General features: G+C 67.9%; 21 protein-coding genes and 6 pseudogenes. 19 read left to right on the top strand and 8 right to left on the bottom strand.

Annotated features, from left to right (window positions below):
* Nucleotides 1-215: 215 nt before the first annotated feature.
* Entirely contained in the window at nucleotides 216-1232 is a 1017-nt protein-coding gene (locus tag VJT49_RS03685; protein ID WP_324163237.1) for a DUF7064 domain-containing protein, read from the bottom strand.
* Nucleotides 1233-1453: 221 nt separating this feature from the next.
* Here VJT49_RS03685 and VJT49_RS03680 point away from each other — a divergent pair, with 221 nt between their 5' ends.
* From VJT49_RS03680 to VJT49_RS03650, 7 genes are read left to right on the top strand one after another with little or no spacing between them, the layout of a single operon-like run.
* Nucleotides 1454-1747: a EutN/CcmL family microcompartment protein gene (locus VJT49_RS03680; protein WP_324163236.1), complete on the top strand. Its 294-nt coding sequence runs from the start codon at nucleotides 1454-1456 to the stop codon at nucleotides 1745-1747.
* 32 nt (nucleotides 1748-1779) lie between these two features.
* Nucleotides 1780-2106: a BMC domain-containing protein gene (locus VJT49_RS03675; protein ID WP_324163235.1), complete on the top strand. Its 327-nt coding sequence runs from the start codon at nucleotides 1780-1782 to the stop codon at nucleotides 2104-2106.
* 8 nt (nucleotides 2107-2114) lie between these two features.
* A complete protein-coding gene (locus VJT49_RS03670; RefSeq protein ID WP_324163234.1) occupies nucleotides 2115-3503 on the top strand; it encodes an aldehyde dehydrogenase family protein in 1389 nt (462 codons plus the stop codon).
* Nucleotides 3503-4321, top strand: coding sequence for an ethanolamine utilization protein EutJ (eutJ, locus tag VJT49_RS03665; protein ID WP_324163233.1), 819 nt, complete (start codon nucleotides 3503-3505; stop codon nucleotides 4319-4321). The genes VJT49_RS03670 and eutJ overlap by 1 nt, the downstream gene beginning before the upstream one ends.
* Nucleotides 4318-4947 (top strand): BMC domain-containing protein, encoded by a 630-nt coding sequence (locus VJT49_RS03660; RefSeq protein ID WP_324163232.1) that lies wholly within the window; start codon nucleotides 4318-4320, stop codon nucleotides 4945-4947. The genes eutJ and VJT49_RS03660 overlap by 4 nt, the downstream gene beginning before the upstream one ends.
* The gene (locus tag VJT49_RS03655; RefSeq protein ID WP_324163231.1) at nucleotides 4944-6203 is read left to right on the top strand and encodes a malate dehydrogenase; all 1260 of its coding nucleotides are present in this window, start codon (nucleotides 4944-4946) and stop codon (nucleotides 6201-6203) included. The genes VJT49_RS03660 and VJT49_RS03655 overlap by 4 nt, the downstream gene beginning before the upstream one ends.
* Nucleotides 6203-7234: an alcohol dehydrogenase catalytic domain-containing protein gene (locus tag VJT49_RS03650; protein ID WP_324163230.1), complete on the top strand. Its 1032-nt coding sequence runs from the start codon at nucleotides 6203-6205 to the stop codon at nucleotides 7232-7234. Before VJT49_RS03655 ends, VJT49_RS03650 begins: the two co-directional genes overlap by 1 nt.
* 26 nt (nucleotides 7235-7260) lie before the next feature.
* On the opposite strand, the gene VJT49_RS03645 is transcribed toward VJT49_RS03650, so the two are convergent.
* Complete coding sequence (locus VJT49_RS03645; RefSeq protein ID WP_324163229.1) at nucleotides 7261-7716, bottom strand: hypothetical protein; 456 nt, start codon at nucleotides 7714-7716, stop codon at nucleotides 7261-7263.
* Nucleotides 7717-7739: 23 nt separating this feature from the next.
* Between VJT49_RS03645 and VJT49_RS03640 the strand changes: the two genes are divergently transcribed.
* Nucleotides 7740-9425 carry a helix-turn-helix domain-containing protein gene (locus VJT49_RS03640; protein WP_324163228.1) on the top strand — a complete coding sequence of 562 codons (1686 nt, stop codon included), beginning with the start codon at nucleotides 7740-7742 and terminating at the stop codon, nucleotides 9423-9425.
* Here the strand turns inward: VJT49_RS03640 and VJT49_RS03635 are convergent.
* The 4 genes and pseudogenes from VJT49_RS03635 to VJT49_RS03625 form a co-directional block, all read right to left on the bottom strand.
* Nucleotides 9406-9690, bottom strand: coding sequence for a BMC domain-containing protein (locus tag VJT49_RS03635; RefSeq protein WP_324163227.1), 285 nt, complete (start codon nucleotides 9688-9690; stop codon nucleotides 9406-9408). The two genes, VJT49_RS03640 and VJT49_RS03635, sit on opposite strands and share 20 nt — an antisense overlap.
* 292 nt (nucleotides 9691-9982) lie before the next feature.
* Nucleotides 9983-10193 (bottom strand): annotated as a pseudogene (locus tag VJT49_RS35035) (IS1380 family transposase); the annotation flags it as partial.
* Between the two features lie 621 nt (nucleotides 10194-10814).
* Complete coding sequence (locus VJT49_RS03630) at nucleotides 10815-11318, bottom strand: RICIN domain-containing protein (protein WP_324163226.1); 504 nt, start codon at nucleotides 11316-11318, stop codon at nucleotides 10815-10817.
* A gap of 51 nt (nucleotides 11319-11369) precedes the next feature.
* Complete coding sequence (locus tag VJT49_RS03625) at nucleotides 11370-11906, bottom strand: hypothetical protein (protein WP_324163225.1); 537 nt, start codon at nucleotides 11904-11906, stop codon at nucleotides 11370-11372.
* A gap of 76 nt (nucleotides 11907-11982) precedes the next feature.
* On the opposite strand from VJT49_RS03625, the gene VJT49_RS03620 reads away from it, so the two are divergent.
* The 4 genes and pseudogenes from VJT49_RS03620 to VJT49_RS03605 all read left to right on the top strand — a co-directional run.
* Complete coding sequence (locus VJT49_RS03620; protein ID WP_324163224.1) at nucleotides 11983-14091, top strand: sensor histidine kinase; 2109 nt, start codon at nucleotides 11983-11985, stop codon at nucleotides 14089-14091.
* Entirely contained in the window at nucleotides 14088-14747 is a 660-nt protein-coding gene (locus tag VJT49_RS03615) for a response regulator transcription factor (protein WP_324163223.1), read from the top strand. The genes VJT49_RS03620 and VJT49_RS03615 overlap by 4 nt, the downstream gene beginning before the upstream one ends.
* Nucleotides 14748-14999: 252 nt before the next feature.
* Nucleotides 15000-15356 carry a hypothetical protein gene (locus tag VJT49_RS03610; RefSeq protein ID WP_324163222.1) on the top strand — a complete coding sequence of 119 codons (357 nt, stop codon included), beginning with the start codon at nucleotides 15000-15002 and terminating at the stop codon, nucleotides 15354-15356.
* 88 nt (nucleotides 15357-15444) lie between these two features.
* A pseudogene (locus VJT49_RS03605) lies at nucleotides 15445-15780 on the top strand (HAD family hydrolase); the annotation flags it as partial.
* Between the two features lie 39 nt (nucleotides 15781-15819).
* Here VJT49_RS03605 and VJT49_RS03600 read toward each other — a convergent pair.
* Nucleotides 15820-15927: pseudogene (locus tag VJT49_RS03600) on the bottom strand (hypothetical protein); the annotation flags it as partial.
* A 234-nt stretch (nucleotides 15928-16161) separates the two neighbouring features.
* On the opposite strand from VJT49_RS03600, the gene VJT49_RS03595 reads away from it, so the two are divergent.
* From VJT49_RS03595 to VJT49_RS03565, 7 genes and pseudogenes are all read left to right on the top strand, one after another.
* Nucleotides 16162-16938: a thioesterase II family protein gene (locus VJT49_RS03595; protein WP_324163221.1), complete on the top strand. Its 777-nt coding sequence runs from the start codon at nucleotides 16162-16164 to the stop codon at nucleotides 16936-16938.
* A 17-nt stretch (nucleotides 16939-16955) separates the two neighbouring features.
* Complete coding sequence (locus VJT49_RS03590; protein ID WP_324163220.1) at nucleotides 16956-17252, top strand: hypothetical protein; 297 nt, start codon at nucleotides 16956-16958, stop codon at nucleotides 17250-17252.
* A 67-nt stretch (nucleotides 17253-17319) separates the two neighbouring features.
* A pseudogene (locus tag VJT49_RS03585) lies at nucleotides 17320-17574 on the top strand (cation:proton antiporter); the annotation flags it as partial.
* Nucleotides 17575-17923: 349 nt separating this feature from the next.
* The gene (locus VJT49_RS03580) at nucleotides 17924-18430 is read left to right on the top strand and encodes a cation:proton antiporter (protein WP_324163219.1); all 507 of its coding nucleotides are present in this window, start codon (nucleotides 17924-17926) and stop codon (nucleotides 18428-18430) included.
* A 16-nt stretch (nucleotides 18431-18446) separates the two neighbouring features.
* Nucleotides 18447-18802, top strand: a pseudogene (locus tag VJT49_RS03575) (type II 3-dehydroquinate dehydratase); the annotation flags it as partial.
* Nucleotides 18803-19014: 212 nt separating this feature from the next.
* Nucleotides 19015-19173 (top strand): annotated as a pseudogene (locus VJT49_RS03570) (class I SAM-dependent methyltransferase); the annotation flags it as partial.
* Nucleotides 19174-19279: 106 nt separating this feature from the next.
* Nucleotides 19280-19483, top strand: a complete 204-nt coding sequence (locus VJT49_RS03565) for a hypothetical protein (RefSeq protein WP_324163240.1) — start codon at nucleotides 19280-19282, stop codon at nucleotides 19481-19483.
* 88 nt (nucleotides 19484-19571) lie between these two features.
* Here the strand turns inward: VJT49_RS03565 and VJT49_RS03560 are convergent, their stop codons facing one another.
* The gene (locus VJT49_RS03560) at nucleotides 19572-20642 is read right to left on the bottom strand and encodes a hypothetical protein (protein ID WP_324163218.1); all 1071 of its coding nucleotides are present in this window, start codon (nucleotides 20640-20642) and stop codon (nucleotides 19572-19574) included.
* Nucleotides 20643-21117 lie beyond the last annotated feature (475 nt).

The following is a 21117-nucleotide window of genomic DNA, read 5'->3' as shown; positions in this document are numbered from 1 at the left end:
GCGGCCGCCACCCGGCCACGACCTGCTCGCCGAACTTCTCGCCCGGATCCGGAAACTCCCCGCACTGCCCTGACCACCCGGCCTCACCGGCCCCGACCCAGGAACCCCAACCCCGCGAACCCGGCGCGACCACCGGGCCACAACCATGCCCGCAACCCCGAAACCACAACCTGAAGATCAACAACAGAACAGAAGATCAACAACAGAACAGAAGATCAACTCACCACACTTACTCGCGGAATCGGGTCAGACCGGTTGTACGCGGCGCCGAGTTCACCGAGTCCGATGAAGTCCATGATCTCGCCATAGCCGGTCTGCCCGTTGCACGACCACCGGTGCAGGCAGTTGTGTCCGACGGTGCCCGGCCAGGCCTGCCAAGGAAAAGTGGTCAGTGCCGCTCCGTTGAGGTCCCAGGTGACGTCGTCGGCGTCGGTGACGTGCAGCTCGACTCGTTCGGGGTAGAACCCGGACCGCCAGGTGGTACCTACGCCCACTTTGAGGCCACGCACCGTGCCGCGGTCGAGCACGTAGCCGTGGGTGAGGGACAGTGGGCTGGGCGCGTCGGGCCCGTTCTCGGTGGTGAAGTCGAACAGGCCGTGGATGGCCAAGTCGGGGGAGAAGTGCGCGTGCAGCCAGCACAGGCGCGAGGTCTGCCGCTCGGCGCGGATGCCCCAGCTGTGGTCCATCGTGGACACGCAGTCGATGGGGAAATGCTTGCCGCGCAGTGAGAGTTCACCCGTGACATGGCCGGTGAGGTCGAAATGCCCGGCGTAGGCATGTCCCCAGGTGAGGTCCATGTCGCGGCCCGCGGCCAGCGGGTCCTGATCGGGGTCGTTGATGTCGTAGGGCTCCATCAGTGCGGTGAACCGGAAACTGAGCTCCAGGCCGGCCGCTTCGTCGGTGTAGTCGACATCCCAGATCCGGTTCGGTTCCTTGCAGTCGACGCGAAGTCCGTTGGCGAGGTCGTAGTGCAGGAGGTCGCCCGGCCGCGGCAGCCTGAGGTGCTCCCACGCGTCCCAGTAATCGGCGGCCCAGGGTGCGGTGACCCGCTTGCGGTTGATGGAAACCGTGGATCCGGCGACGCCGAGCGGTTCGCGGAACAGGCCGTATACGCCGATGTTGATGGGCGCGGGAGTGTCCTGCCCGGCGTATAGACCGAAGTAGTTGGTCTCGGCCCACAGCGGGTCATCACTGGTCGGCGGGTGGAACTGCGCGTCTTCGGGACGGATCACCGGTGAGCCCTCCTGGCGTTGGTCTGTCCGGGACAGTGTTGTCCAGTATCACGAGCAGCCTGGCCCATGACCGCGGTCGGAGCCAGGGAACGTGAGGACAGCGAGCCCGGGCGACGTTATCCCCTGGAGATAGCGCCCGGGCCCGCTCTCGTCTCCTACCGTCCAGTCATCGGCGGCGCGCTCGGATCGCGCCACCACGCGATTAACGGAGGTGGCCGGGCATGCAGCTTGCCACGGTGCTCGGTCAGATCGTGTCGACCGTGAAAGCACCTGGACTCGAGCGTTACACGTTGCTGCTCGTACAGGACGCCGTGGACGCCGATTGCGAGCGGCCCGCGGGTGCGGTCTACGTCGCTATGAACCTCATCGGCGCCGGCACCGGCGAGGTCGTACTCATCGTGCGAGGCGGCGCGGCACGAGTCGCGGCGGGCGCCGAGGTGCCGACCGACCGGGCCGTTGTGGGCATCGTCGATTCGGTCGTACACAAAGGACAAGTCACGTACCAGAAGTCGTGACCGTAGTGAACACGGAAACCAGGAGGAACAGCATGGCTACGACGTCCGGTGCCGCCAACGGCGCGCCCGCGCTGCGCGGCGCGCTCGGTTTGATCGAGACCAAGGGCCTGGTCGGCGCGATCGAGGCGGCCGACGCGATGGTGAAGGCCGCGAATGTGCAGATCCTGGGCCACCGGGAGATCGGCGGCGGCCTCGTCACGGTGATGGTGCGTGGTGACGTTGGTGCGGTGAAAGCCGCGACCGACGCGGGCGCCGTGGCCGCGGACAAGGCGGGCGAGGTCGTGTCCGTGCACGTGATCCCGCGGCCGCACGAAGAGACCGAGGGGATCCTCGCGGTCCTGACGCGCCCCAAGGCATGAGGTAGGTCATGACCGCGACGCTTGACGCCGATCTGGCCGGGCTGGCCGATGTCCGGGCGAAGGCCCGCGCCGCCCGCCAGGCGTTCGATCGGCTGGAGGGAACGGACCAGGAGACCCTGGACCGGTATGTCCGTGCGATGGCGCTGGCCGGCACGAAGGCAGCCGAGGAGCTGGCCCGGCTGGCCGTCGACGAGACGGGCTACGGCGTGTACGAGCACAAGATCCACAAGAACCGCTACAACACCGGGTTCGTCGCGCGCTGGATGCTCGAACGCCGCGCGGTGGGGGTGCTGTGGGTCGATGAGCAGTCGCGGGTGACCGCGGTAGGCGCGCCAATGGGGGTGATCGCGGGCATCATCCCGGTCACCAACCCGACCTCCACGACCCTGTTCAAAAGCCTGGCGGCGGTGAAGTCCGGCAACGCCATCGTGCACGCACCCCACCCCCGCGCGGCGCGCTGCACGCGGCGCGCCGCCGAGATCATGGCCGAGGCCGCCGTCTCCGCGGGAGCACCCGAGGGCCTGGTGTCCTGTTTGGAGGCTCCCACGCTGCCCGCGACCCGGGAGCTGATGAGCCGCGACGAGATTGCGGTCGTCCTGGCGACCGGCGGGCCGGGTATGGTGCGCGCCGCCTACTCCAGCGGCAAGCCCACGATCGCGGTCGGCGCGGGAAACGTCCCGGCCTACGTCGGCGCCAGCGTGGCCGACCCGGGTGAAGCCGCCGAAATGATCATCACCTCGAAGTCGTTCGACAACGGCACCGCCTGCGTCGCCGAGCAGTCGGTGGTCGTGGCGCAGGCCGTGGCACCCGCGTTCCTGCCGGAGTTCGAGGCCCGAGGCGCGTATTGGCTGAGCAAGGACCAGCAGGACGCGCTCGCGCGGACGTTGTTCGACGAGCGGGGCGGGCTGCGGTCCGCGGCGGTCGGGCAGTCGGCATCGCGGCTGGCTGAGCTGTCCGGGTTCACCGTGCCCTCGGCGACCAGGGTGCTGGCCGCCGTGCTGGACGCGGTCGGGCCGGACGTCCTGCTGTCACGGGAGATCCTCGGGCCGGTGCTGTCGGTCTACCGCGCGCGCGACGCTATCGCGGGCCTGGCGCGCTGCCGCGAAATCCTCGCGCTCGGCGGGGAAGGGCACACGTGTGCGGTGCATGCGCGCGATCCGGAGGAGATCGCGCGGTTCGGCACGCTGCGGGCGGGCCGGATCGTGATCAACACCCCGGCGCTGTTCGGCGGCATGGGGTACTCGACGGATGTGGACCCGTCCTTCCAACTGGGCACGGGTACGTGGAGCGGCTCGATCTGCTCGGACAACGTCACCCCGCTGCACCTGATCAACATCAAGCGCATCGCGCACGAGGTGCGGCCTTGGCGCACGGTGTACGACCCGGTGGAGCTGTGATGTCCGTGTTGACCGGAAAATCCGTGGAGCTGCTGGAGCTGGCGTCACGACGCATCGGTTGCCCGCCGGACGACGTCGACACCGCGGCGCTGCGTGTCGGGGTCGATCTCGGCACCGCGAGCTGCGTGCTGGTCGTGCTCGGCGCCCGGGACGAGCCGGTCTGGATCGACAGCTATCCCTCGGGCGCGCTGCGGGACGGTGTGGTGGTCGACTTCGCCCGCGCGACCAGCACCGTGCGCCTGCTCAAACAACGCGCGGAGGAAGCCCTGGGCACCACGCTGAGCGGCACGGCGACGGCCTACCCGCCGTGTATCCCGGTGCAGGACGCACGCGCCTGCACCTACGTATGCGAGTCCGCCGGGTTCGAGGACGCGGTGCTGGTGGACGAGATCAGCGCGGCGCAGCAGATTCTTGAGGTGTCCGACGGCGTCGTGGTCGACGTCGGCGGCGGCTCCACCGGGGTCGGCGTGTTCCGTGGCGGCGAGCTGGAAGCCCTGGACGACAGGGCAGGCGGCGGGCATCACCTCGATCTGATGCTGGCGGGCGCGCTCGGTGTCAGCGCGGAGCAGGCCGAGGTCCACAAGCGGGAACGGCAGTCCGAGGTGCTGCCGATCCTCGTGCCGGGCCTGCAGCGGATCGCCGAGTCGGTGCGGCGCATGACCGTCGGCGCCGAGGACCTTCCGCTGCACCTGGCCGGAGGTGCCCTGATGATCGCCGGCGCGGGTGACGTGCTGGCCAAGTACCTGGAAAGGCCCGTGATGACCTATCCGCATGCCCTGCTGATCACTCCGCTGGGGATTGCGAGGTCGGCGGCATGAGCGGATCCACGCTGCGCACCTACGCCTTCGTCGACCGGATGCAGCCGCAGTGCGCGGCGCACATCGCGGCGACCAGTCCCGGTGATGTGCCGCTGGCCGGTATGGCCGAGCTCTACATCGAGATGGCGCCGGGCAACGAGGTGTTCCGCGCCGCCGACATCGCGCTCAAGGCGGCCGGGGTGCGCCCGGCGTTGCAGATCATCGAGCGCGAGTTCGGCCTGCTGGAGATCCACTCCGAGCAGCAGGCCGAGGTGCTGGCCTCCGGTCAGGCAATCCTCGACGAGCTGGGGATGACCGAGGCCGACCGGATCAAGCCCACGATCGCGTCGACGCAGTTCATCACGAACGTGCATCCGTACCAGACGCAGCTTCTGAACAAGTGGCGCAAGGGCAGCATGCTGCTGCCGGGGCAGAGCCTGTTCGTCATGGAGGTCGCTCCGGCCGCCTACATCTCGATCGCCGCGAACGAAGCCGAGAAGGCGGCCACGATCACCGTCATCGAGCTGCGCGCCGTGGGCCGGTTCGGGCGCATGTTCCTCGCCGGCAGCGAGAGCGAGGTCCAGACCGCCCGCGACGCCGCGGTCGCCGCGCTGGAGGACATGCACGGACGGGAGGACAAGCGATGAAGGTCTGGGGAGCGGGCGACATCGATGCCGTGGGCGAGGTGACGACGCTGGAGGTCGGCCCGAAGGACCTGGTCACGCCCCTGGCCCGGGAACGCGCCCGGGAACTGGGGATCGAGCTCGTTATCGCCGGAGCGACCCCGGCCGCTCCGGCGATGGCCACCACGCCACCCACGCCACCCACGCCAGCCGTGGCGGCCAGCCCGCGGCGGGGTGCGGGGGAGCCGCGCGGCGGGCCGGTGCGCAGCCTGCGGCCACCCTCGGGTGCCCTGTACCGGCGCGGTGCACCGTTGCCCGACGCCCTCGCTTCGGCGGTGCACGGCAGCACGGGCCGGGTGGTCGTGGTCGGGGCCGGTCACGTCGGCATGATCACCGCGCTCCGGCTGGCCGACGCGGACCTGTTCGACGAGCTCGTGCTGGTCGACATCGACGAGGGCCGTGCCGCGGGCGTCGCGCTGGACCTCACCCACACCGCGGCGCTCGGCGGATTCGCCACCCGCGTGCGCGGCACCGGCACCGTCGAGGACGCCGGTCCCGCCGATTACGTCGTGATCACCGCAGGCCGCGCCCGCCAGCCCGGCATGAGTCGCTCCGATCTGGTCGGCACCAACGCCGCGATCGTCGGCGACCTTGCCCGGCGCGTCGCACGCACCTCGCCGCACGCGGTGATCGTGGTCGTGACCAACCCGCTCGACGAGATGACCCACCACGCCTGGCAGGCCTCGGGCTTCCCGCCGGAGCGGGTCGTGGGGATGGCGGGCGTGCTCGACACCGCCCGCTTCCAGGCACTCGCCGCGCTTGCCGGAGCCGGCCGCGCCGACCGCATCGATGCCGTCGCGCTCGGCAGCCACGGTGCGGAGATGGTGATTCCGTTGTCCCAGGCGACCAGCGCCGGGCGGCCGCTGTCCGACGTGATCGACAAGGCCGCGCTGCACGCCGTCGTCGACCGGGCCCGTGAGTCGGGCGCGGAGGTGGTCGGCTTGCTCAAGACCGGGAGCGCGTTCCTGGCGCCCGGCACCTCGGCCGCCGGGATGGTGCTCGCCATGGCGCGCGACCGCGGCCAGATCATGCCCGCCGCGGTGCTGGCCGACGGGAACTACGGCATCCACGACGTCTATATCGGGCTACCCGCCCGGCTCGGCCGCGGCGGGGTGTGCGAGATCGTCGAGCTGGATCTGCGGCCCGACGAGCTGCGGGCGTTGCGGCAGGCCGCGGACCGGATCAAGGAACGCCTGTCCCAGCTGGCCACGGCGTCGTGATGAAGGCCGTCGTCTTCGCGGGAGCGGGCAGGGTAGGGCTCGCCGACGTGCCCGACCCTGTCCTGCGGGAACCCACCGACGCGATCGTCCGCGTCCAACGGGCCGCCATCTGCGGCACGGACCTACACATCGTGGGACATCCCGGCCAGCTGCCGGAAGGATTCGTGCTGGGACACGAGTTCGCCGGACAGATCGTCGACCTCGGCGACGGCGTGCGGGGTCATCGCCACGGCGATCGCGTGCTGGGCGCGGACTTCACCGCCTGCGGAACGTGCTGGTGGTGCCGGCGCGGCGACCACTGGGAATGCGCCGAACGCCAGTTCTTCGGCACCGGCTCGGTCTTCGGTCCGCCGTTGCCTGGTGGGCAGGCAGAACTGGTCCGGGTGCCCTTCGCCGACACGGTCCTGCGGCCCGTGCCCGCCGACGTGAGCCTGGACGCGGCCGTGTTCCTCGGCGACACGCTTGCCACCGCCCACGTCGCGGTCCAGCGCGCCGGCCTACGGCCTGGTGACACGGTGGCGGTGATCGGCGGTGGTCCGGTGGGCCAGCTGACCAGCCTGGCCGCGCAGGCCTGCGGGGCCGGCGTGGTGATCCTGGTCGAGCCGGTCGAGTCGCGGCGCCACCTCGCCACCATCGAAGGGGCCCTCGCGGCGGCCCCGGATGACGCCCGCGCGCTGGTCGAGCAAAACACCGATGGTCGCGGCGCCGACGCCGTCATCGACGCCATCGGCGGGCAAACCGGGTTGACGATGGCGTTCGACCTCGTTCGGCGGCGCGGCACGATCGTGTCCGCCGGCGTGCACACCGAGGCCTGGTCCTTGCCCGCCGGCCGCGCGTTCGCCGACGAGCTGTGCCTGAGGTTCGCCATCGGCGACCCGATGCGGCACGGCGACGAGATCGCCGGGCTGGTCCGCTCGGGGGCCATCGACCCGACCGTGGTCGCGTCCGAAACGATCGGTCTCGATGACGCGCCCGGCGCGTACCGGAGAATGGCCGAACGCCGTACTCTGAAGTCGTTGATCAGGCTGTAGAGCCCGGAGGTGCGGCAATGGCGCTGTCACAAGCCGACACAGTGCAGCGCGTCGAGAGCCCCGCCGGGGAGCTCGACGCGCTGCCGTCGCACGTTCCGGACAACGCGGCGCGTGCGGCCAGGATGATGGCCACGGCGGCCACGCGCGCGCTGGGGACCGACGTCACGGTCCTCACCCACCACACTGAACAGCCGACCGTGCTGGCCGGGGCGCCGGTCGACCCTGCCGTTCCGGCGAGCAGTATCCGCATTGGGCACATCGCCGTGCGGTGGGACGACCACGTCGACCCGCCGCCCGCGGTGCGGCGGCAGTTGCGGCACGCGTGTGCCTGGGTGGCGCTGGCAGCCGACCGTGACAACGCCCGCGAACGTGCCGCGCAGGCCGCGGCGGAAACCGAAGTCCTGCGTGACGTCGTCGCCAAACTGCTGTCCATGCGCGATTTGGACCAGGTACTGCTGTCCATCGCCGACCGCAGGCTGCACCTGCTCGATTCCGATATCTGCGGGTGCTGCTCGTCGAAGGCGATGAGGTCGCCATGCGCTCGTGCGTGGGCAACCGCGCTGTCGAGACGGCGCGTCTGCGGATGCGACGCGGCCAGGGTGTCGCCGGGCTCGTCTTCCTCACCGGCGAGCCGGCCAAAGTGGACAATTACCTCGAGGACGAGACCATCAGCGACGACTTCATGTTCCTCGCCGAGAAGGAGGAGACCCTCTCCGCGCTCGCCGTGCCGTTGCGGCTGCAGGGCGAGTTGATCGGCGTGCTCGAGGTCTGGCGCCGCCGCCCTTCGGTGTTCAGCGAGCACCACGTGCGCCGCATGGTCACCCTCGCCGACTTCGCGACCATCGCGATCGACAACGCACGCCTGCACGACCGGCAGGCCACCGCGGTCGAGCAGATGAAGGAAACACACGACGCCCTGGAACAGCAGGTCGCCCTCCTCGCGCGATCGTCGAACCTGCAACAGAAACTGCTCGAGACCGTGCTGGCCGGCGTAGGCCTGCCCGCGATCGCGCGTACCGTCGCCACCGAACTGGACTGCCGCATCGGGATCTATGGTCCCGAAGGCGGCCTGATCGCCTCGTGCGGCGGACGGACACTGACCGGGAAGCTTCCGGCGGCCATGTCCGCCAGGACCCGGCCGGGCCGGCAGCCGATTTCGCTCACCGACACGAGCGTGGCGACAGCGTGGCTCCAGCCCATCTACGCCGATGGCGACCAGGTCGGCTCGGTCGCGTTGATCCCGGACGAGCATTCCGCGGAGATGATGGACGTGGTCGCCGGTGAGGTCGCGATGGCCTGCTCGCTGACACTGTTGCGGGAACACGCCGCGAGCCGGGCGCGCACCGAGGAACTGGAGCAGGTGCTGTGGGATCTGCTCCAGGGCTCGGTCGAACACCGCATCGCCGCGCGTGCCCGCGCCAAACAACTCAACGTCACTCTGCGCGGTGACCTCCGTGTCGTCTACGGCCGGATGGACAACCTCGAGGACATCGCCGCCGAAAACGGATGGGACACCTCGCAGACGGACCGGCTGCGCCGCGAGATCCTGCGGATGCTGCGTGGCGTCGACGCCTACCGCGGCGTGTCGCTGTCCGCGCTGCGGGGAGATCTCATCACCGCCATCCTCGTCAACGGCGATCGCGCCGCGATCAAGGATCTGGTCAGCGACCTGTCCACCGCCGTGCGCAGGGAATGGCCGCAGCTGCAGCTCACCTGGGGTGTCAGCCGCGCCCACGTCGACGTCGTGGACCTGCCCAGTGCGCTCAACGAGGCGAAGACGGCGTTGTCGGCCGCGCGCCGACTCGGCGGGGAGAACGTGTTCCTCTACGAGGAACTGGGCATCGTCCGGTTGCTGCTCGGGTCGGGCGACGACCCGGATCTGCAGACCTTCGTCGACGAAGTGACGGGCCCACTGATCACCTACGACCGCGAGAACAACGGGGCACTGGTGCGGACGTTGCGCGCGTTCTTCGCCGCCGACTGCTCGCAACGCGTCGCGGCGGAGCGGCTGTTCGTGCACTACAAGACGTTGCGCTACCGCCTCGAGCAGATCAAGCAGCTCACCGGCCTCGACTTGGCTCGCCACGAAGACCGCATGCGCGCGGACTTCGCGCTACGCCTGCTCCAGGTCACACGTCCCGGCGACGACGAGGATGGCGACGTCGAGGACGTCAGGCACTGGGCGGAGTGACCGCCTGCCCGACCACGTCCTCCGTCTCGCCGTGCGGACGCGGGATGACGTGCGAGGCATACAGTTCCCCGACCCCGGCAGCGGCCGCGGTGCCCGCGTCCACGGCGGCCTTCACCGCCCCCACGTCCCCGCGCACCAGGACCGACACCTGTCCGTTGCGCAAGGTCCGGTACCCCTCGATCTCGACGTTGGCCGCCTCGATCGCGCCGACCAGCCCCTTGGTTTCGATCAGACCCAGCGCGCCGGATCGTGCGATGCCTGCCATGTCCACTCCTCAGCACAGCCGGAAGCCCTGTCGGCACCGACTTTAGGTACGACTGGCGCGGGTAGCGTTGTCGTTGTGGGATAACACGTGCGGTCACGGTTATCCGGGTTCGGCGGGGTAGCGCGAAGGATCCTTATCGGGGCGAGACGGTGAAGGCGTTCGTATCGCTCGAACCCGGCTCGAACGCCACACCCGAGACCTCGACGTGATCAAGTCACGGTGGCAAGCGCTCAAAGTCGTTGCCAAGCACGCCGATGTGTGGCATTACTTCGGCAACCTCGACAGTCGCTCGCGCCCCGTCGGCGACCGCGCACGCCCAGATCCGCCGCCACCCGGCCCCGGTCATGCACCAGCAACCGTGCGCTGGCCAGCGCACGCGACACGCCGTTGGTCAGACCGGTCTTGTCGGCCAGGCCACGCAGCAGCGCCAACCCCGCATGCGACACGATCCCCCCACCATCAGCGGTGACGTCCAAACCCCGCGACCACCCAGTAACGTTCACCTCGAAGGTCTCACCCTCGTCGTGCCCACTGGGGTGGCTGGACCAGCAACCTCAACGCGTCCGCCGAACTCTCCGGCCGCTACTACCCTGAGCGCCTCAAGCAAATGCGGGTCGCGGCCACGGGCCGCACAGCAACCGAACCGGCGGTGCTCGGCACCCTGATCAATGATCTCGACCCCTGGCTTGCCGCCGAATAGACAGCGGTGCACGGCAAAAAGACGGCCCAACCCTGAACGATGGGAGCGTCGGTAGCGTGGTCAGTCGGTCAACCCCAAACCCTGACCGCAATACCCCGTTGATCCCGACGTCCTGCGCGCCCACCGCCGGCGGCACAAGGCCGTGGGGCGACGACCGATCACCGTCGGGAGGCACCAAGAACACGATCGCCAACAAGAACACCGAGCTCGAGCAACTCCGGGCGGACGTGCCGGCACTGGTCCGCGCGATCAACGTGCTCACGCTGGAAGACCAGCAACTCCGCGAGGCTCGCGAGCAGAACCTCCGACCGTCATCCCGCTCCGGCCCCGACAATCATCGAGCACCAACTCGTAGACGCTGGCGTGGGTGGTGCCGTCGGTGCCGGAGCGGAGGTTGGTCCGCTCCGGCACCGCCTGGTCTCGGTTACAGGAATGCCCATTGTTGCCAGTAGCCGTTGCCGCAGGACCACTGCACCGCGTATCCCCAGTAGTCCTTGTCAAGGCACATTCCGCTGTGCCGCGCGATGAGCCGGTACCAGGTGCCGTCGACCGGGACCGGTCGCCACTGCTGGTTTTCTCCGCCCCAGCAGGTGCCCTGGACCACCTGCGCACCCGCGGACTGGCTGGCGTAGGCGACGTCGAGGCACATGTCGGTGTGCAGCACACGAATCTCGTAGAACCCGTCACCGGTGTAGACGGGCTTCCATTGTTGGTTGTCCGCGCCGACACATCGCCACACGCCCACGGTTGCCGCGTGGTTCGTTGCGGCGCCCCAGACGTCGAGGCATTCGCCGGTTTGGCGGTTGATCACCTGGTAGTAGCCGGGCACAACCGACTCTGTCGACGCGTGCGCGGTCGTCATCGCCATACCAGTAAGAACGCTCGACGCCACCGCCACCGCTACAGCGAGCCGGGTCAGAAATCTCATGGTCCGCTCCCGGCAGTCTTCTTCTTGAATTGGGACATCTTTACTCCATTCCTAGTTCGACACGCGCCGCACTCCGAGGCGCGCCTTTTTCAGGCTCGAGTTGTCGCCGACGAGTACACGTCTGATGTCGGCGAGCTCCGAGCGGCTGGGTTTCGCGATCAATCGTCGCCCGAAGTGGACGAGGTCGGCGTTGGCGAAGTCCGGGTCGGAGAATCGTTCAATGCATTCTCTGCCGAGTCGACAGGTGAATATGACGTTGAGTCCCGCGTTCATCGCGGCGGCAGCGGGGATGGCGACACCGGGGATGACGATCAGGATCCCCATCATCGCCCAGTTGAGAACCTTGGCGCCGAGAGAAAAGACTGCAACACTCGATAATGCCGCCGCGACGGTTTTCCCGGAGGCGGCCGAGGACAGACTTGTTCCGCATCGTTTGGCGATCGTGGTGACCATCGTCAACCAGATCGCGCCCAGGCCCGCTTCGTCAATTCCCGGGTGGAGAAGTCCAGGTACGCCGAGCGCTGCCGCGGCGTAAGCCGCTACCCGAACGGCGTCCTCGGGTGTTTCTCCTGTGTCGGGTGTCGTCATGACATCGCCCCTCGTTCGGTGACCCTTATCAGGTAGTCAACGTTAAATTCATCGGGCGTTGTGGCCATCGGCCGTTGTGCGGAGCAAGCCGCCTGGGCGGATCGAGATCCGAATTTCGGAAATCCATCTCGGGATCGAGGCGGTTCAACCTTGTGGTCGATGTGGTCGCCGTGGCCGGCGCGTATGTTCCGAGCATGCGGTGCCGCAACCCGGTCGACTCCCGACGCGCATGACCGCCACCCTGCCGGTGGCGGCCACCGCAGCCGGGCCCCGCTGGTCGCGGCTACGGAGCAGGTTGCGGTGGTCGGTACGTGCCGACGTCGGACTCGCCCTGGTCTGCTTCGTGTTCAGCGAGATCGAGGTCGCCCTGAACGACGGTGGCGCCACGCTGGTGTTGACACTGAGCGCCGCACTGGCGACGTTGCCGATCGGGTGGCGGCAGCGTGCTCCGCTGGCCGCGACGATCGTGGTCGCGGCCGCCTGGGTGATCTTCCATACCTGGGGCGGTGTCGAGGGTGAGCCGTTCTTCGCGTTGGCCGCGTTACCGGTGATCTATTCGCTCGGTGGTCATCCGAACCTCACCCGATCCATTGGCGGTTTCGCGGTTCTGCTGGTAGCCGTGGCGGCGACAGATCTGCCGGATCTCGGATTCTTCGGATTCCAGTTCGCCGTGATCTGGATTTCTGGTCGCGGTGTGCGGGCCTCTCGCGTGCAGTCGGAACAGTTGAGGGCCGCGGCAGACCGGTTGGCGGATGAGCGTGAGACCAGTGAACGGCTCGCGGTGGCGCACGAGCGCCAACGCTTGGCCGGCGAACTGCACGACACGATCGCGCACGCGGTGAGTGTCATGGTGCTTCAGGCCGCCGGCGCCGAACAGATGCTGCGACGCGAACCCGACCGCGCCCGCACCGCGCTGAAAGCGGTGCAGGACAGTGGCCGTTCGGTGATAGCGCAGTTGCAGCGGGTGCTGCGGCTGCTGCGCAGCACACCACCCACGCATCCGCCCGAGATCGACCCGCCCCCGGCACCGGGCTGTTGTCACGATCATCCGATCTTTCGATCGAAATGGGTCGACGCACTGCTGGCCCTGTTCGTCGTCCTGTTCGCCGACCCCCAACTGACCCACATCGATCCGCTCAACGGAATACCGGCGCCGATCGCGATCTCCGCGACGGCCGCGGTCGTCGCGATCATGATCCGGCGCCGTCTGCCGCGCACCGCGCTCGTGATCTCGACGACGGCCACGGCCACCGGGCTGCTGCTGTTCGGTGTCGCGATGGGCTTCGCGTCCGTCGCCGCCATCATGCTGGCGATGTACTCGGTGGCCGCACGGATGACCACCCGACGTTCGTTACCCGCCGCCGTCACGGCCATTGTGACGCTCGACGTGCTGGTGCTGATCGAGGTCGGCGGCGTCGACAACGCGGCGGTCGTCGTCGTATGGCTTGGCATGCCGTGGTTTCTCGGTCGTCACGTCCGCGCCTACCGCCGCCGAGCCGAGCGGTTGCGAACCCTCACGACGCGGCTGGCCCGCGAGCGGGACGCGCGGGCCCGGCTGGCGGTGCTCGACGAACGCGCCAGAGTGGCTCGCGAACTGCATGACTCACTCGCTCACGCGGTCAACGTGATGGTGTTGCAGGCGGGTGCCGCAGAGCAGGTGTTGCTCTCCTCCCCGGAACGCGCCCGGCAAGCGATCCGAGCGGTCGAGAGTCAGGGACGCCAGGCACACAACGACCTCCGTCACCTGCTCGGCCTCCTGGACGGCGACGGCGTCAGCCCACGCGCACCCCAGCCGAGCCTGACCCGGCTCGACACGCTGCTCGACCAGGCACGGCAGGCCGGGCTGCCGGTCACCCTGCGCGTGACCGGCCAGCCCGCCCCACTACCAGCTGATCTGGATGTCTCGGCATACCGAATCGTCCAGGAAGCGCTGACCAACACGCTCAAACACGCCGGTCCCGTCCCTACCGCCGTCACCCTCGACCACCAGCCCGACGTACTCCGCGTCGAGATCCGCGACCACGGTTCCAGCCAACCACCACGACCCAACGACGAGCACCGGCACGGACTGCTCGGAATGCGTGAACGCACCACCCTCTACGGCGGCACCCTGACCACCGGACCGTGTCTAGGCGGAGGGTTCATCGTCGAAGCACGCCTACCCGTCGACCCCACAGTCACATGATCCGCATCCTGATCGCCGACGACGAAGCGCTCGTGCGCGGCGGCCTGCGCATGATCCTCGAAGCCCAGCCCGACCTACGCGTCATCGGTGAAGCCGGCACCGGCGGCGACACACTCGAGCAAGCCAGAACCCTCACCCCCGACCTGGTTCTGATGGACATCCGGATGCCAGAACTCGACGGCATCGAAGCCACCCAACGCATACTCGTCGGACCACCGCCACGACCCAAAGTCCTCGTACTCACCACGTTCGACCTCGACGACTACGTCTACGAGGCCATCCGCGCCGGCGCCAGCGGATTTCTCCTCAAGACGACACCACCCCACCAACTCGTCCACGGCATCCGCGCCGTGATGTCCGGCGAAGCCCTACTCGCTCCCCAAATCACCCGCCGCCTGCTCGACCACTTCATCCAACGCCCACCCCCCAGCAACGACACCCCACCCGAACTCGCCAACCTCACCCCACGCGAGCTCGACGTCCTGCGCCTCATCGCCAACGGCCAGTCCAACGCCGAGATCGCCGCCACCCTCTTCCTCACCGAGGCCACCATCAAGTCCCACGTCACCCACCTACTCACCAAACTCGGACTCCGGGACCGCGTCCAGGCCGTCGCCCTCGCCTACCGCACCGGACTCATGGACACCCCACCCTGACCCCACAGCTCGAACTCCCCGAACCTCGTCCGCGAGAACGAGAGCGGCCAAGGAACTCAATCGTTCGGCCGACGTCCCGTTGGTGCAGTTTCAGGGCATGTTCGCCGAGTATGAGAAGGCGCAGATCCTGGAGCGCTACCGGCGTGGGAAGGCGCACCGCGCTCTCCGGTGCCCCGTTCGGCTACCGCCACGTGCGCAAAAGCGAGCATACCGGGGCGGCGTACGAGATCGTGGAGCACGAGCGATCTCGCGGTGAACGCGACCCCGCTGGGGATGTGCTCCGACGACCCGTTGCCGTTTCAGCCGGAGGCCCTTCCCGCGGGCGGCGTGGTCGCCGACGTCGTCATGAAACCCAGGGAGACACGCCTGCTGCGGGAGGCCGCCGCGATCGGGTACCACGTCCACCACGGCGTGCACATGTTGCACGGACAGCTGGACTCCTACCGCGCGTTCTTCGGCCTGGGCCGTCCGCGCGACGACTATGACGACCGTGACGACTATGACGGCTATCGGAACGACTACAAGGACGCTGCTGGCCGACGAGGAGGCCATCCGGATTACCGCCGAGATCGTCGCGGACGCGGTGACGGCCGCACGCACCACCGTTGAGCTCGTCGAGAACCTCTACGCCTCGGCACGCGCCGCCTGCGATCGATCCGGTGCTCGCGTTCCAGCGGGCCACGAGTAGGGATGGACCATGACAGTGCCTCTGGCGAGCTCGCCCGTCCCGGCGGACGACTCGCTCGTGTCTTCCCGGCAGGCCGTCGTATTCGATTTGGACGGGGTCATCGTCGACAGTTTCGCGGTGATGAGCGAGGCGTTCACCGTCGCCTACGCCGAGGCCGTCGGCGATGGGCCGCCGCCGTTCGAGGAGTACCGCCGCCACTTGGGGCGCTACTTCCCCGACATCATGCGGATCATGGGGTTGCCGCTGGAAATGGAGGAGCCCTTCGTCCGCGAGAGCTACCGGCTTGCCGATCGCGTAACGGTTTTCGACGGCATCGTGGAACTGTTGCTGACGTTGCGGGTACGGGCGTGGACGGCGTTCGAGCACCAGCACCTGGTGACCACGTTCGGCGAGTAGGACGGACACCACGGCGCCGACCGGTCCGTAACCGACGATGATCACATCCGGGTCTGTCTGCTCGGGTCGCGTGTCGTGGCGTGCCAACTCGGGCATCGGGTTCCCCTCGTCGTAGACAGGTTGTGAGTGTTGCGCGCTGTTCTCACCGTTCTCTACACTCACGACTCTCACAAGGTGCTGGGCTATCAAACCGGGGGATACCGGATCCGTCGCGGCGCGGCCCACGCTCCCCAAGTCCCGTGTCGGCGCGCACGTGGCGGAACCTGCGTCTGCAGGCGCCGTTCCCGGCGAACGACACGTGCCGCGGCCGCCGTCGAAAGGATCCTTCGAATGCACGGAGCAACGGCGCGGTTCAAGCGGTGGATCAGTGTCTTCCACCCGGCGCCGGACAGCCCCGTACGGCTTGTCTGCCTGCCGCACGCGGGCGGGTCGGCGAGCTTCTTCTTCCCGGTGTCCAAGGCGCTGGCGCCCGCCGTGGAGGTGCTGTCCGTGCAGTACCCCGGGCGGCAGGCCCGGCGGCACGAGCCTGTCATCGACGACATGTCCGAGTTCGCCGACGAGGTCTTCGAGTCGCTGCGGCAGCTGGACGACCGGCCGCTGGCGCTGTTCGGGCACAGCATGGGCGCGGTGATCGCATACGAGGTGGCGCTGCGCATGCGGCGGGAGAACCTGCCGTCACCGGTGCGGTTGTTCGCCTCCGGGCGCCGCGCCCCGTCCCGTCACCGCGAGGACAAGGTCCATCTCGGGTCGGACCAGGAGATCGTGGCCGAGCTGCGGACCCTGGCCGGTCCGGGCCAGGCGGCCCTGCTGGCCGACCCGGAGATACTGCGCATGTACCTGCCCGCCATCCGCAGCGACTACCGCGCCGTCGAGAATTACCGGCACGATCCCGAGGCGAGCCTCGACTGCCCGGTGACCGTGCTCACCGGCGACGCCGATCCACGGGTGTCGATGGACGAGGCGCGGGCCTGGGCGGAACACACCACCGGCCCGACCGACGTCGAGGTCTTCACCGGCGGCCACTTTTTCCTGGTCGATCACAGCACCCGGATCATCGACCTGCTGAGGCGCGATCTCAGTGCGCGACGCGCCGAGACCGAACGCTGAGCGAGGGGCTTCCCCACGTGCCTGCGTCTCCGGCGCCCCCGGTGGAAAGCCACGCGCTGCTGGTGCTGCTGCAGCTCGCGCTCCTGGCGCTTGCGCTGGGACGGCTGGCGGTTCGGCTCAGGATGCCCGCCGTCGTCGGTGAGCTGTTCGCGGGAGTGCTCGTCGGCCCGTCGATCCTGCAGAATCTGCTGCCGGACGTCGCCGGCTGGCTGCTGCCGCGGGAGGTGGGCCAGATGCACCTGCTGGACGCCGTGGCACAGCTCGGCGTGCCCTACTGGTCGCGGTCACCGGTACCGAGCTCAAGCTCGACCTGATCAGGCGGCGCGGTCGCGCCGCCGTCACGGTCAGCGTCTTCGGTCTGGTCCTCCACTCGGCCTCGGCGTGACGACCGGCTTCGCGCTGCGGCCCTGGTTCTTGCCGGACGGGGCGGAGCCTGTTGTGTTCGCCCTGTTCCTCGGGGTGGCGATGTGTGTCACCGCGATCCCCGTCATCGCCAAGACCCTGATGCATATGGGGCTCCCGCACCGCGACATCGGGCAGCTCACGCTCGCCGCCGGCGCGGTCGACGACGCGGTGGGTTGGTTCCTGCTGTCGGTCGTCTCGGCCATGGCCGCGGCAGGGCTGACCGCGGGTGTCGTGGCGACCTCGGTGCCGTACCCGGTCGCTGTCGTGCTGTTCGCCATTGTGATCGGCAGGCCGCTGGTGCGGCGGCGCGGTCCGACAGCCCGGTGCCGACCATCGCTTCCGTGGTCGGGATGGTGCTGCTCGCCTCGGCGGCCACCCAGGCGCTGCATCTCGAAGCCGTCTTCGGCGCCTTCGTCTGCGGTGTCGTCATCGGCACTTGTCCCACGTTGGGCCGGGAGAAGCTGGCGCCGTTGCGCACCACCGTGTCGGCATTTCTGGCGCCCGTCCTTCTTCGCTACCGCGGGCCTGCGAATGGATCTCACGGCGCTCACCCAGCCCGCCGTGCTGGGCGGCGCTCGCCGTGGCGATCATCGGGCAGTTCGCCGGCGCGTTTATTGGGGCCAAGCTCAGCGGCCTCAACCGCTGGGAGGCACCGGCGCTCGGCGCGGGCATGAACTCGCGGGGCGTGATCGAGGTGATCGTGGCGATGACCGGTCTGCGGCTCGGTGTGCTGGACGCCGCCGCGTCCACCGCGATCGTCCTCGTCGCCATCGTGATCTCGCTCATGGCGCCACCGATTCTGCGGATCGCCATGCGCCGTGCCGAGAAGGCTCAGGAGAGCAGACTCGGACTGGTCGAAGAGCGGTCCGGGACACGTGAGAACCAGCCGAGGGTGGCCCGCACAGCAATGAGAGCCATTCTCGACAATGAGAGGGTTATTCACTTTTCCGGTGGCTGTGTCCCTGCGGGACACCCACAGCCGGGGAAGGAGCCCGGAGCTTGCAAGGACTCCCGCGGCCACCGGATGGTCGCGAGATCACCACAGATGGCGACCTTGACACCAGTGAACAACCCGAACCCTGAATAGAGCACTGAGGTGAACTATGAATGTCGTGCTTCTTGTGAACGGTCCCAATCTCGGCATTCTGGGCCAGCGGGAACCGGAGATCTACGGCACCGACACGTTGGCCGACATCGAAAGATGGTCGCCGAGGAAGTGCGCCTCCAGGGGTGGAACGTGCTGTCCGTTCAGCGCGACTCGGAGGGCGACCTGGTCGGCGTCGTCGACGAGCACCGGCTCGATACCGTCGGTGCCATCGTCAACCCCGGCGCTTTGATGATTTCCGGATGGAGTCTGCGGGACGCGCTGGCGAGCTATCCACAGCCCTGGGTGGAGGTGCATCTCAGCAATGTGTGGGCGCGGGAGCAGTTTCGGCACGAGTCGGTGATCGCGCCGCCGGCGAGTGGCGCCGTCGTGGGGCTGGGTTCTTTCGGTTACCGGTTGGCGGCCAGGGCGCTGCTGCAGCTTTGCGGCGCCGAACACTGATCCGGCAACCGAACCGGACCGCTTCACGGGGCCGGTCGCACCTCGCGCTACCAAGGTTGGTGATGGCGTAACAGCGGCGGCGCGCGACCGATGGTGCGAGATCGTCTCCTATCGGAGGAAGCCGCATGACCGAGACCCAAGCCTATTTCGAACAGCTCTACCGGCAGGGCCGCGCGCCGTGGGACATCAGCGAGCCCCAGTCGGCGGTCGTCGCGTTGGAAGAGGCGGGGGCGTTCACCGGAAACGTGCTCGACGTGGGTTGCGGCGCAGGCGGAAACGCCGTTTTCCTCGCCGCACGCGGCTATCGGGTCACGGGGTTGGACACGCGCCGTCCGCGATCCGGCAGGCACCGAACGTGCCACGGCCGCGGGTGTCGAGGTCGACTTCTCGGTGGTCGACGCGACCAGCCTGACCGGCTACGAGAACCGTTTCGACATTTTGTTGGACAGTGGTCTCTACCACTGCCTCAGCGCGGACGACCGGCCTGCCTACGTGTCCGCGCTGGCCCGCGCGGCCAGGTCCGGCCGCCTGAAGTACCTGTTCCCTGACACGCGGTTCGACGCCAGAACCCAAGGCAGGAGCCCAGTGCGGTAATCCCGCACGCTGGGATCTGTGCGGGGGGCCGCCGGCAACGGCGGTCCCTACCGCGATCCGTTGGCAATCTCCCATGCTCTTTCTGATTTCATCTCGGTTTGTTTTCGCGTGATGGTTCGCGCGGGCCTGAGCCGGGTGCGCGTACATTATCGAGGACTTCCTGTCCTTTTGCGTCCACGAACCGTGTGAGTGCCAGCTGTCCGGCGCCGAACAGCGCGGCCCAAGCCAGTATCTGTCCCTGATTGGTCAGCTTGCCAAGCCCGAGGATGGTGTCGGCGTTCATCAGTATGACCCCGATAACCGCCGACAGTGCGCCGGCCGGTAGTTTCAAGATGAACAGAGCCATGGGGATTGAATATGGTGTCGAAGTGCCATCCAGTTTGCGCAGTGACAGTGCTGCGGTAAGGGCGGCAGCCGCTAGGCCGATGGTCTCGACAATCAGAACGTCATATCCACTGCGCGCCGGGAGGCCGGCGGGGCAGTTCCCGGCGATACACAGATCCAATACTGAGTTCTTGATCGAGGAGAACACGACCAGACCTGCGGCTAAGGCGGCAAGTGCAAGGGAGGTTGAGTACAACATATTTCGGAAGCTGCGAGCCTGCATCCTTTCAATTGAAGCCGCCGCGTTGGCGGCTTTTAACGCATAAATCGCAACAGTCTTTCCCTCTTTGTTCAGTTTTGGTATCTCGCTGTTCCGGTTCTTGGAAAGAAGAATCTCCAATTCGACTCGTCGGGGGTCGTTCGCGGGCAGGTGGCGGCGAGCTACCGCCAGTACATCTATTCCCCAGCCGGGTAACTCGTCCTCATTGGGCAGTTCGTGCAGGGATTGATCGGCCGCATCGACGTTGTTCCAGGTGCGCTCGGCTGCCGCGCCGGTAAAATTTGACCACATTCGCGCGGCGGCATCAGCGGCGGCGGCCAGGTTGTCATCGACACCGTCGAGCTTTTTCTTCTTGCTCTCAATATCAGGATCGGCGACTCCGCCGGGATTGGAATTGGCGACTCTGGCGGAATCGGACTGCGCCTTGAGTTGCAAGATTCGCGCAAGGGCGTATTGCCGCCACGAGCCTGCTCTTCGGCGTCCTATTGGCCCGTTCAGCTTTGGTGAACAGGCACTTCTGGAGAATTTCTCCAAGAGTTTCTTCCATTTAGCCACAACTGGATCATCTCGCTGCGAAGGTGGTTTGAGGTTGCCTGGTGGGTAACACTTGTTGCCGGACAGTCGCCCCGGCTCAGTGCCGACATCGTTGTGCGTCCCGCCGGTGGCGTGGAATTCGGCTGGTTGGCGACGCGGGAAGGTATGCCCGCGCGGCGGGCGCTGATCCCGAAACCGAAGTCGAGCCAACGGCGAGCATTGTCGGTTCCCGCGATCCGGGACCGTGTTGTGCGAGCCGCGATGAAAGTCCCGCTCGAGCCGACCTCCGATGCGGACGGTGCGCCAAGAAGCCGGTGTGCCGTGAGGCCACTACGTCGGTACGCCAGCCTGGACGCCGAACTCACCTTCAGCATCGATCACCGTGACGTCATGGAGCGTTCCGCCGCACGGTGACGAATGCTCGAACGGTCGTGGGGGTGTGGTGCCGGTGGCACCGACACGCCCACGACCGGTCAGAACACCGACCGAGGTCACG

The sequence above is a fragment of the Amycolatopsis sp. genome (genome assembly GCF_035276945.1).
GTDB lineage: Bacteria > Actinomycetota > Actinomycetes > Mycobacteriales > Pseudonocardiaceae > Amycolatopsis_E.
Note: the sequence above shows the minus strand (reverse complement) of the source record. Positions and strands in the feature narration are given on the sequence as shown.